This window comes from Johnsonella ignava ATCC 51276 (genome assembly GCF_000235445.1).
Lineage (GTDB): Bacteria > Bacillota > Clostridia > Lachnospirales > Lachnospiraceae > Johnsonella > Johnsonella ignava.
Genome location: NZ_JH378838.1, coordinates 1 through 14,919, shown reverse-complemented (window position 1 = coordinate 14,919; position 14,919 = coordinate 1). Strand labels below are relative to the sequence as shown.

18 protein-coding genes and 1 pseudogene are annotated in these 14,919 nt (G+C 33.0%); all 19 read left to right on the top strand.

Going from position 1 to position 14,919, the window contains the following annotated elements; translation table 11 throughout:
- The first annotated feature begins 1 nt into the window (after nucleotide 1).
- Nucleotides 2-160 carry a BlaI/MecI/CopY family transcriptional regulator gene (locus tag HMPREF9333_RS13680; protein ID WP_005541823.1) on the top strand — a complete coding sequence of 53 codons (159 nt, stop codon included), beginning with the start codon at nucleotides 2-4 and terminating at the stop codon, nucleotides 158-160.
- Nucleotides 161-170: 10 nt separating this feature from the next.
- The gene (locus HMPREF9333_RS12355; RefSeq protein WP_005541821.1) at nucleotides 171-1,781 is read left to right on the top strand and encodes a M56 family metallopeptidase; all 1,611 of its coding nucleotides are present in this window, start codon (nucleotides 171-173) and stop codon (nucleotides 1,779-1,781) included.
- A gap of 279 nt (nucleotides 1,782-2,060) precedes the next feature.
- Nucleotides 2,061-2,246, top strand: a complete 186-nt coding sequence (locus HMPREF9333_RS10200; RefSeq protein WP_005541820.1) for a transposon-encoded TnpW family protein — start codon at nucleotides 2,061-2,063, stop codon at nucleotides 2,244-2,246.
- 11 nt (nucleotides 2,247-2,257) lie between these two features.
- Nucleotides 2,258-3,079 (top strand): annotated as a pseudogene (locus HMPREF9333_RS10195) (VirD4-like conjugal transfer protein, CD1115 family); the annotation flags it as partial.
- Between the two features lie 70 nt (nucleotides 3,080-3,149).
- A complete protein-coding gene (locus HMPREF9333_RS13105) occupies nucleotides 3,150-3,311 on the top strand; it encodes a hypothetical protein (protein WP_005541816.1) in 162 nt (53 codons plus the stop codon).
- 184 nt (nucleotides 3,312-3,495) lie between these two features.
- Nucleotides 3,496-3,819: a hypothetical protein gene (locus tag HMPREF9333_RS10190; protein ID WP_005541814.1), complete on the top strand. Its 324-nt coding sequence runs from the start codon at nucleotides 3,496-3,498 to the stop codon at nucleotides 3,817-3,819.
- Complete coding sequence (locus tag HMPREF9333_RS10185) at nucleotides 3,819-4,034, top strand: Maff2 family mobile element protein (protein ID WP_005541812.1); 216 nt, start codon at nucleotides 3,819-3,821, stop codon at nucleotides 4,032-4,034. The genes HMPREF9333_RS10190 and HMPREF9333_RS10185 overlap by 1 nt, the downstream gene beginning before the upstream one ends.
- Before the next feature lies 1 nt (nucleotide 4,035).
- Complete coding sequence (locus HMPREF9333_RS10180) at nucleotides 4,036-4,899, top strand: VirB6/TrbL-like conjugal transfer protein, CD1112 family (RefSeq protein WP_005541808.1); 864 nt, start codon at nucleotides 4,036-4,038, stop codon at nucleotides 4,897-4,899.
- Nucleotides 4,900-4,987: 88 nt separating this feature from the next.
- Nucleotides 4,988-5,281, top strand: coding sequence for a hypothetical protein (locus HMPREF9333_RS10175; RefSeq protein ID WP_005541806.1), 294 nt, complete (start codon nucleotides 4,988-4,990; stop codon nucleotides 5,279-5,281).
- Nucleotides 5,269-5,667 (top strand): PrgI family protein, encoded by a 399-nt coding sequence (locus tag HMPREF9333_RS10170; protein WP_005541804.1) that lies wholly within the window; start codon nucleotides 5,269-5,271, stop codon nucleotides 5,665-5,667. The genes HMPREF9333_RS10175 and HMPREF9333_RS10170 overlap by 13 nt, the downstream gene beginning before the upstream one ends.
- 43 nt (nucleotides 5,668-5,710) lie before the next feature.
- The gene (locus HMPREF9333_RS10165) at nucleotides 5,711-8,137 is read left to right on the top strand and encodes a VirB4-like conjugal transfer ATPase, CD1110 family (protein WP_005541802.1); all 2,427 of its coding nucleotides are present in this window, start codon (nucleotides 5,711-5,713) and stop codon (nucleotides 8,135-8,137) included.
- A 78-nt stretch (nucleotides 8,138-8,215) separates the two neighbouring features.
- Nucleotides 8,216-10,543, top strand: coding sequence for a C40 family peptidase (locus tag HMPREF9333_RS10160; RefSeq protein ID WP_050798145.1), 2,328 nt, complete (start codon nucleotides 8,216-8,218; stop codon nucleotides 10,541-10,543).
- Between the two features lie 13 nt (nucleotides 10,544-10,556).
- Complete coding sequence (locus tag HMPREF9333_RS10155) at nucleotides 10,557-10,853, top strand: hypothetical protein (RefSeq protein ID WP_040882905.1); 297 nt, start codon at nucleotides 10,557-10,559, stop codon at nucleotides 10,851-10,853.
- Nucleotides 10,834-11,715 carry a CD1107 family mobile element protein gene (locus tag HMPREF9333_RS10150; RefSeq protein WP_005541799.1) on the top strand — a complete coding sequence of 294 codons (882 nt, stop codon included), beginning with the start codon at nucleotides 10,834-10,836 and terminating at the stop codon, nucleotides 11,713-11,715. Before HMPREF9333_RS10155 ends, HMPREF9333_RS10150 begins: the two co-directional genes overlap by 20 nt.
- A gap of 146 nt (nucleotides 11,716-11,861) precedes the next feature.
- The gene (locus HMPREF9333_RS10145; RefSeq protein WP_005541798.1) at nucleotides 11,862-12,224 is read left to right on the top strand and encodes a hypothetical protein; all 363 of its coding nucleotides are present in this window, start codon (nucleotides 11,862-11,864) and stop codon (nucleotides 12,222-12,224) included.
- Between the two features lie 121 nt (nucleotides 12,225-12,345).
- A complete protein-coding gene (locus HMPREF9333_RS10140; RefSeq protein ID WP_005541797.1) occupies nucleotides 12,346-12,777 on the top strand; it encodes a hypothetical protein in 432 nt (143 codons plus the stop codon).
- Between the two features lie 72 nt (nucleotides 12,778-12,849).
- Nucleotides 12,850-13,257, top strand: coding sequence for a hypothetical protein (locus HMPREF9333_RS10135; protein ID WP_005541796.1), 408 nt, complete (start codon nucleotides 12,850-12,852; stop codon nucleotides 13,255-13,257).
- 51 nt (nucleotides 13,258-13,308) lie between these two features.
- Complete coding sequence (locus HMPREF9333_RS10130; RefSeq protein ID WP_040882903.1) at nucleotides 13,309-14,229, top strand: hypothetical protein; 921 nt, start codon at nucleotides 13,309-13,311, stop codon at nucleotides 14,227-14,229.
- Between the two features lie 427 nt (nucleotides 14,230-14,656).
- On the top strand, nucleotides 14,657-14,919 hold a 263-nt coding region (locus tag HMPREF9333_RS10125; protein WP_040882901.1), incomplete at its 3' end, for a phage integrase SAM-like domain-containing protein.

Here is a 14,919-nt window from a genome sequence, read left to right as displayed (position 1 = left end):
TATTCCGAAAGAAAAAGTACAGATAGCAGAAACCAATGAGTTTATTGACAAAATGTTTGATGGTTCCATTGATAAAATGTTTGCTGCACTGATTGGAAATAAGCAGCTTTCAGAAAAGCAAATTGAAAAATTGAAAAATCTTATAAAAAACTTAGAGTGAGGTGAGAAGAATGACCCTGCTACAAATGAGTATCTCCGCCACAATCTTAATCATCATCATTACCGTACTGCGTGCCATACTCATACACAAATTACCCAAAAAGACTTTAATGTTTTTATGGGGACTTGCTTTATTTCGACTGCTTATTCCGATTTCCATTCCATCTGTTTTCAGTGTCTACTCCCTAATACCACAAAACAATACATCATATGTATCTGAGCCGATAAATGACTTGCCAAGATTTTTTGTTACTTCAGATATGGTTAGTGAGAACATTACAAACAATGTGGACGCTCAAGGAATTTACAATGTATCTATTTCATTGTGGACAGTCTTATGGATGATAGGTTTCTCGTTATGCGTTTTATATTTCCTAATTGCATATCACAGAGGAATCAAGAAATTCAAAAATGCTCTGCCGTTGGAAACGACATTTATCAAAGAGTGGAAAGAAAAACACCCTTTGAAAAGAACTCTCCTTATTCAGAGTTCCGATCAAGTTTTTTCTCCACTAAGTTATGGAATATTCAAACCCGTTATCCTACTTCCGAGCACCTTAGATTTTGAGAATACAGAAGTTTTGAATTATATTATGACTCATGAGTATGTTCATATTAAACATTTTGATATTTTAACCAAAATGCTAATGATACTCGCATTAAGTATTCATTGGTTCAATCCGATGGTTTGGGTTATGTATTTACTTCTTAATAGAGATATTGAGTTAGTATGTGATGAAACAGTGGTTAAGCTATTTGGAGAAAAAAACAAAAAATCGTATGCCCATATCCTGATAGATATGGAAATACAAAAGTCGGGGCTTATGCCTCTTTGTAATAATTTTAGCAGAAATTCGATTGAAGAAAGGATAGGTGTAATTATGAAAATGAAAAAAATGACGATTTTCTCGTCGGTACTCGCAGGACTTCTTGTTGTAGGTGTAACTATGGCATTCGCTACATCAGGTCAAACTGAAGATGGTAGGACTTTAGCGAAACAAGAACAGATGAATGGCACTCATTCTCAATCTTATGAAAACATGAGTCCATTATCGCTTTCGATAAAACTTCAAAATGGAGAAGAAAAAGAATTCGGACCTTTCGAAACAGTAGATGAAATGCTTGAAGTTGTAAAACCTTTTTGTGAAAAACAGGTAAATGATGGAAATATGAAACAAAGTGAATATGAAGAAATTCTATCAAAGTATTCGTCAGTTTCTTCCGAAAATCAGAGCAATATAGATAATTATTCCGATTCATTATCTTCTGAAAATCAAAGTAGTACGGAAGGTGAAGTATTAACGGTTGGAGAACAGGCTTATGAACAAGGGAATGCTCTTACTCCTGATGAATTGGAAAAGTTATATTCTGTTTATAGTTCTTTTGGTTTAAACTATGATAAAAATAAAGATTGCTTTTATTATAAAGGAAAATTAGTCAGAGAATTTATTGATGTTATGCAGTATAACGGAGAATCTTTATCAAGTGGAAAGTTTAAAGGAACGATTAGACAAATCTCGAATCCACGCGGAGAAGGAGAGATAGATGTTTCTACCATTCGAGATTATGAAAAAAAGGATGAGTTTGGGAATGGCACTTTACTTGAAATAAAGGAGCAATAATTAAAAGACACTGGCGAGTAACCATTCAGTTCAAATGTGATAGATAATAATGTTTTTCTAAATGCTGAGTGCATATATTGTTCAAGATGTGGAAAGGAAAGTTTAATCAATACAAAATAACTCAAAATATCAGTTTATAAAGGAGTCAGTTGCATAGCTGATAAGATTTTGGTTAATATAAACAAAAATTTAATGATAAATTACTAAGAGGAAGTAAAAGCAAATAGCCTATACTTCCTTTTTTGTTGTTGAAAATTTAAAGAACGGAAAGGAGAATTTATGGAAGAACTAAAAATTGGAGATAAAAAAGGCATTAGTACAAAGAGAAAGATTGGAAAGACCACCTATGAGGTTGTTGTTCACTTCAATGAAAATGCGACAGAAACAATGCAAGATAAGTTGACAAGAATAATGTTGAGGGAGCTTAGGAGAAAATCGGATGAAAAAAAAGATGATTTTGATTAAAAAGTCCTTGACAAGTAGCAACAGGAAAAACTGCGAAGAGTATATTAATTTCTTGTGGTGCAAGGCTTGCTCCATTTGATATTGAGGAGCTTAAAAACCTTATGGAGTATGATGAGATGGGCTTAGATACTATAGGAGATAAAAAAACAGCCTTATTTATTATCATATCCGATACCGATGACACATTTAACTTTGTAGTGGCAATGATGTATACTCAGCTATTTAATTTACTTTGTGATAAGGCGGATGATGTGTATGGCGGCAGACTTCCCGTTCATGTAAGGTGTTTATTGGATGAGTTCAGTAACATCGGTCAGATTCCAAAGTTTGAGAAGTTAATTGCAACCATTCGTTCCAGAGAAATTTCTGCAAGCATAATTCTTCAGGCAAAATCACAGCTTAAAGCCATATATAAAGACAATGCCGACACCATCTCGGGTAATTGTGATAGCGAGTTGTTTTTGGGTGGAAAGGAAGGAACAACCATAAAGGAGTTATCCGAGAACTTAGGAAAAGAAACCATAGACCTGTATAACACATCGGAAACAAGGTCAAATCAAAAATCTTTCGGACTGAACTATCAAAAGCTTGGAAAGGAACTGATGAGCAGGGATGAACTTAAAGTGATGGACGGTGGGAAGTGCATACTGGAGATAAGGGGAGCAAGACCTTTTTATTCAGATAAGTTCGATATTACAAAGCATAAAAATTATAAGCTGCTTTCAGACTACAACAAGAAAAATACCTTTGATATAGAAAAATATTTAAAAAGAAGAGATAAGGTCAACTTAAAAGAAGAAATGCGGGTAAAAGTAGTGGAGGTTGATAGGTAAGCTCGTGATAACTTTAGTTCAAAATGAGCAAAAGTTATTAACGGATAGATTTTGGAAGGAATATTAAGAAATGGATGAATGGGAAAATATAGAAATGAGAATTAAAAAAGCAGGGAAGAGGTTAGGGCAGATAAAAATAAGAATAAGCATATTAAATCAAAAGCTCAAACATCTAAAAGCTAAGAATGAATTTCATAAAGCATATAGCAGCCAAAGTAAAGGATTAAGATAAATCAAATCTTAGTCTTTTTTTGTTGAAGAAAAGGAGAAATGGTTAAGTGAAAGCAAAGGTAAGAAGCCCTCCGACTTTAGTTCAAAATGAGCAGAAGTCAGCATAAAAAATATAAATAAGTCCATGGTAACTTGAAAAGACTATGGTCTTTTTTATTAAATCAAATAGGAAACGGAGAAATTATATGCAAAAAGAAATGCTTAACATCAACGGAAATCTGATTAATGAGGTGGAGATAAAAGTTATTAAGGGTAAGGACGGCGAAGTTAAAGCTGCTAATTTTACCCTCTTTAGAAAGATGGGAAAGGTAGGAGAGAAAAAGAAGGAGTATATAAATTGTAATGTTTACAGTGAAAAAGCCGAACTTACAAAGGACTTTGAAAAAGGCGATTTTATCCATGTTTTCGGATATTTTAAAGAGGTCAAAAAGGAAGATAAAAGTTATAGAAACTTTATTGTAAAACATCTTAACAAGGCAGATAAGACAGTAAATAAGGAGGAAGAATAATGGCATTTTTTACACAGGCGGTAGATGTATTAAAGATTTTGGTAACAGCAATAGGGGCAGGGCTTGGAGCATGGGGAGTCATAAACCTGCTTGAAGGCTATGGAAATGACAACCCCGGAGCGAAATCACAGGGAATAAAGCAGCTTATGGCAGGGGGAGGAATAGTTTTAATAGGGCTAAAATTAATTCCGCTACTTGCTACTGTACTTAATTAAGATGTTGGATTTATTTGGAAAAATAGATGAGTTTTTCAAGAATATCATGATTGATATAATTAAGGATAATCTCTCGGCAATGCTTTTGGATATTAATGAGAAAGTGGGAACAGTTGTCGGAGAGGTTGGCAAAACTCCGAGTTCATGGAACTCGGAGGTATTTGCCTTTATAAAATCAATCAATGAAAATGTTGTTTTACCCATAGCAGTAATAATCCTTACAGCAATATGTTGTATTGAATTAATTCAAGTGGTAATGCAAAAAAACTCCATGCATGATACGGATACCTTTGAGTTTTTCAAATACATCATAAAGATGTGGATAGCTGTATGGCTTGTATCCCATGCCTTTGAGTTTTCCATGGCAGTCTTTGATGTTGCACAGGAAATGGTAGGAAAGGCAGCCGGGGTTGTGGGAAGCAGTGCGAATATTGCACCGGGAGATTTTGATGCTATGGTTGATGCCCTAAAAGAAAAAAGTGTTGGAACACTCATCGGAATTTCACTTGAGACAGGACTTGTTAAAATCTCTTTAACAATACTTTCTGTTTTAATTACAGTAATCTTATACGGAAGAATGATTGAAATTTATATTTACTGTTCCGTAGCCGCTATTCCATTTGCCACACTTGGAAACAGGGAGTGGGGAAGTATCGGAACAAATTATATAAAAAGTTTGTTTGCACTTGGACTTCAAGGACTGTTTATTTTAATCTTTTTCGGAATATATGCGGTACTTGTAAAAACCGTAAACTTTACGGATATTCATGTAAGTATTTTAAAGGTGTTGGCATACGGAATGATACTGGGGGTAATGATGATGAAGTCGGGAAGTATCGCAAAGGCTATTCTTAACAGTCATTAGATGACTTTTGTTCAAAATGAGCAAAAGTAAAAGACAAAAAGATCAAAGCAGTGGGTTTAAGTAAAAATATAAGTACCGGGAGGTGGCAATGAAAATATTAAATAAAAAAATGAGAATAATATTAGGAGCAGGAGTAATGCTTTTTATAGGGTTGTTGCTTGGAAAGATCGTAAGCAGGAAAAAGCAGGATACATCAGTACCTTTAGATAAAGATTTTGACTTTGTAAAAATAAAGGATGATAAAAATATATTATGTAAAGCTGATTTTGAACTTGCAGAAGAATTAGAGAAGGTAAAAGAGGAAATTATCTCACTTTGGGAACATATAGAAGCACTTTCAAATAGCAAAGAGCAGAGGGAGGAAAGAGCATGGCATATGTAAAAGTACCGAAGGATCTTAGCAAAGTAAAAACAAAGGTAGCCCTTAACCTTACTAAAAGACAGCTAATCGGCTTTAGCATAGCAGGACTATTAGGTTTTCCTGTTTATTTGTTATGTAAAAACTTTTTAAGTACGGATATTTCAATGATACTGATGAGCATAGTCGTATTACCGATTTTGTTTGCAACGCTTTATGAAAAAGATAATCTGCCATTTGAAAAGCATTTGGCATATATAGTAAGGTTTCATAAGGCTGAAAAGATAAGGGTATATAAATCAAGGAGTATTTATAATACGAATAAGGAAAAAGATGAAATAAAAGGCAGAACGCCTATGCCTATAAGCAAGATGAGATTAAGCAGTAACGGGAGGAGAAGAATTGAATAAGGAGAAGAAGAAAAAACAAGAGCAAAGAATACAAAGGGATGAAATGGAGCTTAGGAAAAACAGTAAGGAATTATCCGAGTTAAGAAAGTTAAGCAGGAAGAATACAGGCAATAAAAAAGACGGGAAATCATTCATAAAAAAGGGATGGTTTCCCTTTCTGATAAAGTCTAAGAAAAAGGAAACGGTGCAGGATACAATTCCCTATAAAAGAATGTTAAAGGACGGGATCTGTCAGGTTGAAAAGGATAAGTACAATAAAACCATTCGCTTTTTTGATATTAATTACAGACTTATGGAAGAAGAGGATCAGGAAGGGATATTTTCCGACTTTTCTTCTTTTCTTAACTTCTTTGATTCAAGTGTGGAAGTGGAGTTTAACTATATTAACAGCATAGGTGAAAATGAAGAAAGAAAAGAGCTTATTAATATCAAAGAAACCGAGGATGATTTTAATGAGATAAGAAATGAGTACAGGCAAATGCTGTTAAATCAAAGTAGTAAGGGAAATAACGGACTGTCAAAAAATATGTATTTAACCTTTACCATAGAAGCCGAGGATTTAAAACAGGCAAAAAGCAGGTTAGAGAGAATAGAGGCGGATATATTAAATAACTTTAGGCAGATGGGTGTAAAGGGCTATGTTTTAGACGGAGAAGAACGCTTAAAAGTCATTCACGATATATTAAATCCTGATGACAGGTTTATTTTTAACTTTGAAGATTTAAAATACAGCGGACTTACAACAAAGGAATACATTGTACCGACTTCCTTTAATTTTTCAAAGCCTACATATTTTAAGATGGGAGAAGTATTTGCAGAGGTAAACTTTCTACAGATTTTAGCATCGGATATAAAGGATGAAATGCTTTCCGAATTTTTAGAGGTGGAAGAAAATATTATTGTTACCTTTCATATCAAAGCTGTTGACAGAATGGAAGCGATTAAAAACATAAAAAGAAAAATAACCGATCTTGATAAGATGAAACTTGAGGAAAATAAAAAAGCAATCAGAGCAGGATATGATATAGATATCCTGCCAAGTGATCTTGTAACTTATGGTGCGGAGGCAAAGAACTTACTTTCTGAGCTTCAAAATCATGATGAAAAGATGTTTTTAGTAACGATCCTTATTATGAGTACCAATAAAAGCAAGGTTAAACTAGACAATACTGTATTTACATTAAAATCCATTGCAAACAGGCACAACTGTAACCTTAAAAACTTAAACTACAGGCAGGAACAAGGACTGATTGCAAGCCTTCCGCTTGGAATAAATGAAGTGGAAATAGAAAGAGGACTTACTACAAGTTCGGTGGCTGTATTTATTCCCTTTACAACGGAGGAACTCTTTATTAAGGGTGAAAGTTTGTATTACGGTTTAAATGCTTTAAGTCGAAATATTATCATGGCTGACAGAAAGAAACTTAAAAATCCGAACGGGCTGATACTTGGAACACCGGGTAGCGGAAAATCTTTTGCGGCAAAGAGAGAGATTACCAATGCCTTTTTGATTACGGATGATGATATTATTATTGCAGATCCTGAAGCTGAATATTCTCCGCTTGTTAATGCCCTAAAAGGTCAGGTTATTAAAATATCACCGATTTCAAAAGACTATATAAATCCCCTTGATATCAACACCGACTATGCGGATGAAGATAATCCTCTGTCTTTAAAATCGGATTTTATACTGTCTTTATTTGAGCTTGTAGTTGGAGAGAAAAAACTTAGTGCGGAAGAAATATCAGTTATTGACAGGTGCTTGCCAATTCTTTATAAAGCCTATTTTGAAAATCCTATACCGGAGAATATGCCAATTTTAGAAGATTTATATAATCTGCTTAGAAAACAGGAGGAGAAAATAGGAAAGAAACTTGCGGTAGAGATGGAGATCTATGTAAAGGGAAGCCTTAATGTATTTAATCACAGAACGAATGTAGACACAAACAACAGGGTGGTTTGCTATGACATTAAAGAACTTGGAAAACAGCTTAAAAAAATAGGAATGTTAATAATACAAGATCAGGTTTGGAACAGAGTAACAATAAATAGGGCAAGTAAAAAAGCAACAAGATATTTTGTTGATGAATTTCACCTTCTTTTAAAAGAACCGCAAACAGCCAACTATTCTATAGAGATTTGGAAAAGATTCAGAAAATGGGGAGGTATGCCGACAGGCTTAACACAAAATATCAAGGATCTTCTTGCAAGTCCGGAGATTGAAAATATTTTTGATAATACCGACTTTATTTTAATGCTTAATCAGGCGGGAACGGACAGAGATACACTGGCTAAGAAACTTAATATTTCAAAGCACCAGCTTTCTTATGTAACAAACAGTAATGAGGGAGAAGGCTTAATATTCTATGGAAATACCATTGTCCCCTTTATAGATCAGTTTCCTAAAAATACAAGATTATACTCATTGATTACTACAAAACTCGGTGAAACGGGAAAGGATAAAAGGTAATAAATTAGTATGTGGGATTTAAGATAAATGAAGAATATATATAGTCCATAAGAAAGACAGAAAGTGAGGTGAAAAAACTTGAGAAAGAAAAAGAATATAAGGTATAAAAACAGCAGAGAAAAGCCGTTAAATCAAGAGATACAGCCTTTTCCATCTGAAAATCAAACAGGTTATAAAAAAGAAGATGTTCAAAATCAGAATGCTCTTATTAAAGATAATATGCCGGCTGAAGTAAAGACATCTTCATCTAAGAAAACATTTATAAATCATCCGGACAGAGAGGATAAATATAATTATCTAAATAAGGGCAGTGATCCTTATGGCTTACTTAGAAAGGAAAACATAAATCAGAGCAAATCTTTTCTTGAGCCAAAAAAGAATAAAAAAGTCAGGCAAAAGCAGATAGGCAGATTTCATAAGAAAGAAAAAGAAACCTATGAAGATTTATCTAAAGATACGGATAAAAATATAGCTTCTAATCCGTATGATATGGGCTTTAGGGATGATAAAGCTTTACAAAAGGCATCAGCCAAGGAACAAAGGTACAAAGAAAATGCTGCAACCATACCAACGGATAAGTCCCAAAATAAAGTAAGAGCAAATAGGAAACGATATAAGAAAATCTTAAAAGAAAACCATGACAAAGAAGATTTAAGCTTAAAAGATAGTTCAAAGAAGTATTTTAAAAGTAACTTTGAAGATGAAGAATTTACAAGAACTAAGAATAAGAAAAATCCTCTAAACATAAATGCTGGTGTAAAAGAAAAAAACGGTAATAAAGGAGAAAGACCGGATAATTCAAAGCCTAAACCTAAAGAATATTCAAAAAAAGCCAATAATAAATTTAGAAAACAGGAAGAGAAGATTTTAAAGCTTCAGCATAAAAAGCAAAGTTTTGAAAAGAAACTTAAAAATAAGGTTAAAGACAGCATATCTTCTAAGAGTGCAATAGTTGCGGTAGGAGCGGTAAACAGATATCTTGAAAGTGGAGAAGAGGATAATGCCGGTGTCAGTGCCGCCCATAAGACAACAGACAGCATAGAAAGCCTTGCAAGAAAAGCCCACAATCATGGGAAAGGTAGGGTATTAAAAAGACAAAAAAGGGTAGTAAGGCTTGAAAAAGATATTGAAAAACAGGAAAAAAAGCTGTTTTTTAAGAAAAATATGGAAGATTTTAAGAAAAGTAGTGATTATCAAAACACTTCAAGGTTAAGACAGTTTTTTAAAAGGAGGCAGTATAAAAAGCAACTTCAAAAGAAATACAAAGAAAGGATAAAGAACGGGCTTAAAAAATCCTTAGCAAAGGGAAGTAAAAGGTTTGCAGAATTTATAAAAGAAAGAAGTAAAAAGATAATGTTCCTAATGCTTTTGGTGGTAGGAACATTTTTTATGCTCGTTCAGGCAGGAAGCATGGTAATGAATATAGGAACGGGAACAATAAGTGATACCGTTTCTACAACCTATCTTTCCTCAGAAGATACCTTAAGGAATATCAATCAGGAATTTTCTTCTTTAGAACAGGGACTGCAAGAGGAAATGGAAAGCGTAGAAGAAACACATCCGGGATATGACGAATATATCATAAACGGAAAAGAAAAAATAAGTCATAATGTACATGAGCTGCTCTCATACATCACTTCCCGCTATGGTGTGGTAAAGGAAGTATCTGAAATAGCCGGAGAAATACAACAGCTTTTTAATCAAATGTATACATTGACCTATGATGAAGAAATTGAAATCAGATATAAAACCGTTACATCAAGCTATATTGATGAAGCGGGGAATGAGCAGACAGAAAGCCATGAAGAAGCTTATGAATATAAAAAACTCATTGTAAGCTTAGAAAAAATAGAAATGGACGATATCATCAGAGAAGTATTTAATTCCTATCCCAACAATTTAGCTCACTATGAAGCACTGCTTTCAAGTAAAGGCAATATGGAGCTTGTTTTTGGAAGTGATAACGGGGATCTATCGGAGATTATAAACAATCCCGACTTTTCAAATCCAGGAATTGCCTTTGATGATGTAACGGTTAAGGCACTGTTTAACGAAGCGGAGAAACATATAGGTAAAAAATATGTATTTGGAGCAAACGGACCGAATAACTTTGATTGTTCGTCATTTGTATGCTGGAGTTTCACACATTCAGGAGTTAAAAATATGCCAAGAACTACTGCTTGGGGGATTTATAAAACTTATTGTAATCCTATATCTCCAAGTGAAGCAAAGGCTGGAGATATTATCTTCTTTAAAAACACTTATAACAGCAAGAGTCCGATATCCCATGTAGGTATCTATGCAGGAGACGGAATGATGATACATGCAGGCAATCCTATTCGCTTTGTAAGTATCAATACACCTTACTGGATAGAACATTTCTATGGTTTCGGTAGAGTTAAATAACAGGAGGAAGAAGTTGAATAAAAAATATCAAAAGAACATCGAAAATCAAAAAGCGATAGAAGAAAAAATAGAAGAACTTAGGCTGAGGCAGGAAATACTTAAAGAAGAGCAGGAGGAAATGGAGCAGGTTGAGGTTCTAAAAGAATATAGAAGCATTGATATTTCACTTGATGAGTTTTTAGAAATGATGAGGGCTTACAAAAGAGAAAGACAAAATGAAAAGAAAATAAAAGAGCCGGAAAATTCTAAAGAAGTAGAGGAAAACAGAGAAAAAATCATGGAGGATACGAATGAAAGAAATGAAATCTAAAAAGAACAAGGTGAAAAGATTGGTAGGAGTTATTTGCTTACTTGTGATGTTTATTATAGGTAATATTTACCCTACATATATTTTTGCACAGGTTAATGAAAGTGAAATAGAAACTGAGGAGACTCGGGAAACAGCCGTAGAAAAAGATAAAGAAGAAAGGGAAGTACGCTTTCCGAATAAACTTGAGGCAAAAGAGCCGCCAAGTGATAATCAAGGAGGCAGTGGTCAAAGTGATAGTATAAATAAAGGTATTCCTACATCGGAAGGCAGTGCTAAGGCGGATCTTATAGAAAATGTAAATAATGCTAATCAGGATTATCCGATTCATCATAGAGAAAGTACCGGGGATGGAAGTGATAAATACTTTGCTGATGCCAGACAGTTCATTACATTTAAAACAAAGTCCGGAAAGACATTTCATCTAATTATTAATTATGATGAAGAAGGGCAGAATGTAATGTTGCTTACAGAGGTTAGTGAAGATGATTTACTGAATATGGTTGAAGAAAAAGAAAAAACTAAAGAGGAGGTAAAAAAGATAGAAGAGGTACCGCTACCAACAGAAGCAACAAAAGAGGAACCGGTAAAAGAGGAGCCTAAAAAGAAGGAAGAAAGTAAAGGAGGAGGACTTTATATATTTTTAGGATTGCTTGTTACGGCAGTTGCCGGAGCAGGGTATTATTTTAAGATTTACAAGAAAAAGCAGGAAGAAAGTGAGGATGATGAGGATTACAACGAGCTTGAGGATGATTATGAAAGTGAGGACAATGTAGAAGAACCGGAAGAAACAAAGGAGGAAGAGGAACAGGAAGAAGTGGATGATATGGCAATAGATGCTTATGAGGATGAAGATGATGAGTAAAAAAGGATAAAGAATATAGTGCCTTTTTTGTTTATATATAGTATGATATTTACGGATAAAAAATTGAAGTATGCAGGATAAAATCGGAAAAAAGGAGAATTTATCATTAAATATATTTCTAAAATAAAAATAGTGGAGATAATTATATGGAAAATAAACAAGTAAAGGTATACTTAGGCAGAAGGAGCGTATGCCCTGCTGATGATGTAAATTGCCCTAATCCAGCTAGATTTTATTTGCCTGATACTATAGAAAAACTGATAATAATTGTAAATGAAATACTGCCATTTAGAGAATGGAAATGCTACTTGGGAAGGTGTGGTAAGAATGTCAGCGATGTAGAAGACGGGATACTTGTTTGGGGAAGGAAAGACAGCCATGTTTTAATTTCAGTAAGTTATGAATATAAAAGAGATAAAGATACTTGTAAAAAGATACGGACTATAGTAAACAAAGATGATGACTGGCATGAAAAGATTGAAGCACATCCGTATTTATATTTTGAATAATGAGCAATCGTACTTGTAATGGTTTTGATGTAGTTAAATTTAGTGGGAATAATATGTGGGATTGTATTTGATACAAGTATCCCAAAAATCAAAATAGGAAATTTACCTGAGGTAAAGAAACATGAAGTATACATTAGATGATTTTCAGGAATGGCTTATTCTTATTGATTTTAAAATGAATTACTTTACAAAGGAATTTGCAGAAGAACAAAAGCTGACATTAGATTATAGCAGCCGCTCATTAGATGAGTTGGAATGCTGGATTTTGACTAATTTTGATGATCATAAAAAACTGATTGCTGATAGTAAACTGTTGGACTATATGACAATCTATGTTGGAGAAACTTTTCGCAGGTATATAGGTGGAAAGTGGTTTATTGATTTGAAGAATAAAAGAAATGCCTATTACAGCATGCCTGTTTTAACAGATCCGTCATATCGGGGAGAAGTATATAAAGCACCGATGACTTTTGTAACAGCTTGCATAAGCAGAAAAAAAGGAAACTATATCAGTTGGATATTGAATAATTGTATTAAATCTCAAAATATATAGAAGATTTTAATATTTGATGAAATACAAAAATATATGTAAATGATAAATGCAAAGTTGCGGAGATGAAGCAATATGGATGAATTAGAGCTAATAATCAAAAAAATTGAAGATAATATAGATAGTGATGATTTTGAAGTAATTATGATTGAATGTATGAAAAATATTGAAAGCAATCATAATGAACCGGGCTCCATAGAACCATTGCTAAAACTGATGGAAAGACATCCTCTTACCTCTTTTGGAAGTCCGGGAGCTATAGCACACTTTGTTGAGACATTTTATAAAAAAGGATATGAGGAAAAACTTATTATTTCATTGAAAAGAATGCCTACAGTGCATACTGTTTGGATGCTGCATCGTATAATAAATGGAGCGGATAATAAAGAGTATTATTTAAGCTTACTAAAACATATTTCTGAAAACAAAGATTATTATGAAAAAATCAGAGATGAAGCATTATATTTTTTATCTATTCATTAAAAGAGCTTTTAGAGATGGATAAATTTAGAATTTATAGTAAGGAGAGTGTTTATGGATACATTTAGCAATAGTCATTATTCAGTTTTAATTAGTAATTTATTAAATGATACCCAATATATAGAAATATCCAATATGGGGAAATTAGCTGGACTCAGAAAACATGCGGAAGTATTGGTTAGAAAAATTTTGGATATTGGTAATAGTCAAAAATTGATGTTAGGACAAATAAGAAAAAACTCAGATAACAAAGCTGTGATGAGAGCTATGAATAATCTCGGAGGTGAGTTAAGTGAAGAAATAATTAAGATAATAAATAATATAAATCCACTTGGGAGAGATGGAACTCATACTCAGCATACAGAGGAATTTTCAAACGAAGAAGTAGAAGGTGTTGAAGATGCTATATTAGATTTGTATGCACTAATGTTTATTAGATATTTTCAAAACATAAGGATAAGCTTATATTCAGAATCTCAGGTGTTAAGTATGTTTTCGTTATTACCCCCAGTTATTAGATATAAAACATGGAATTATTTATTTGAGAAGGATAGAAATAATATACAGGTTGTCAATAAATTGTGCTTATCTATCATTAAACTTTTCGATAAGGAAACGGCTTACCAATGGTTAGAAGAAAATAGAGAAATAATAAAGGCAATTCCTTATCCTAATGCAAAAGAAATAGAGAAATATAATAAAATTAACAGTTTTGAAATTGCTCCAGGGGTGTATCATGTATGTGTGAGTTTAGATTTTGAACAGTATGAAAATATATATGACTTGCTTTATGCTAAAATCAGCGATAGAAAAACATCAATCAATGAGTCTGGAAAAATGTATAAAAATTTTGAAGAGGCGATAGAACATTATAACAGAGAAATAAAAAACTATAGTAAAACTCTGGATAAAGAATTTTATGATTTAATGGATTTTGTATATATTGGGAGAAGGTCAGTAGAGGATTTGAAGTAATTTATATTTAGCATATATTATCAATCAAAAACATACTTACAATACGACTTCCAGTTTGTGAAGCTTAGTAAACCTTAGTGTGAATATGAAGCAACCAAAAAAAATCGTGCAAAAGTTGAAAACTTGTATATCTCAAATAAAAGCCTTAAAATAGGCACTAATATAAAAATTAAATACTAAAACCAAAAGGCAATCAGATAACTTCCGGTTGCCTTTTTTCATGCAAAAAAAGGAGGATTTATAAATGAAATTAGTTTATGTAAAGCTTTACATAAATCAGTTTATGCGGAGTGGTTCTAAATGTAGAGTTTGTATTAAAATTATTCATATATCTTAAATATCTCCTTTCTAACTTTACATAATATTCTTACTAAATTTAAAATTAAATATAGTGCAATGCACTAATAATTTTAGAGGAGGTAGTATTATGTCAAAAAAAATAGTACTGATTGCTGAATTGCCGTCATATATTGATGGACTGTGCAAAAGGCTTAAAGAGATGGGATATTCCGACGGAACAATTAAAACCCATCGAAGAACTCTTAATAAATTCTGCCAATATGCAGATAAAATGCAGTTTAAGAATTTTGATTCCTTCGCTATTCAGCAATTTGTTATTGCTAGCAATGCAGATAACTATGATAACAAATACCACAGTTGTCGATACAACAGACCGTTTGCAATGCTTAA

Bases quoted from the DNA above. Each gene is read 5' to 3' on its own strand.
- HMPREF9333_RS12355 (WP_005541821.1), top strand. From the start codon at position 171: ATGACCCTGCTACAAATGAGTATCTCCGCCACAATCTTAATCATCATC.
- HMPREF9333_RS10200 (WP_005541820.1), top strand. From the start codon at position 2,061: ATGGAAGAACTAAAAATTGGAGATAAAAAAGGCATTAGTACAAAGAGA.
- HMPREF9333_RS13105 (WP_005541816.1), top strand. From the start codon at position 3,150: ATGGATGAATGGGAAAATATAGAAATGAGAATTAAAAAAGCAGGGAAG.
- HMPREF9333_RS10190 (WP_005541814.1), top strand. From the start codon at position 3,496: ATGCAAAAAGAAATGCTTAACATCAACGGAAATCTGATTAATGAGGTG.
- HMPREF9333_RS10185 (WP_005541812.1), top strand. From the start codon at position 3,819: ATGGCATTTTTTACACAGGCGGTAGATGTATTAAAGATTTTGGTAACA.
- HMPREF9333_RS10180 (WP_005541808.1), top strand. From the start codon at position 4,036: ATGTTGGATTTATTTGGAAAAATAGATGAGTTTTTCAAGAATATCATG.
- HMPREF9333_RS10175 (WP_005541806.1), top strand. From the start codon at position 4,988: ATGAAAATATTAAATAAAAAAATGAGAATAATATTAGGAGCAGGAGTA.
- HMPREF9333_RS10170 (WP_005541804.1), top strand. From the start codon at position 5,269: ATGGCATATGTAAAAGTACCGAAGGATCTTAGCAAAGTAAAAACAAAG.
- HMPREF9333_RS10165 (WP_005541802.1), top strand. From the start codon at position 5,711: ATGGAGCTTAGGAAAAACAGTAAGGAATTATCCGAGTTAAGAAAGTTA.
- HMPREF9333_RS10150 (WP_005541799.1), top strand. From the start codon at position 10,834: ATGAAAGAAATGAAATCTAAAAAGAACAAGGTGAAAAGATTGGTAGGA.
- HMPREF9333_RS10145 (WP_005541798.1), top strand. From the start codon at position 11,862: ATGGAAAATAAACAAGTAAAGGTATACTTAGGCAGAAGGAGCGTATGC.
- HMPREF9333_RS10140 (WP_005541797.1), top strand. From the start codon at position 12,346: ATGAAGTATACATTAGATGATTTTCAGGAATGGCTTATTCTTATTGAT.
- HMPREF9333_RS10135 (WP_005541796.1), top strand. From the start codon at position 12,850: ATGGATGAATTAGAGCTAATAATCAAAAAAATTGAAGATAATATAGAT.
- HMPREF9333_RS10130 (WP_040882903.1), top strand. From the start codon at position 13,309: ATGGATACATTTAGCAATAGTCATTATTCAGTTTTAATTAGTAATTTA.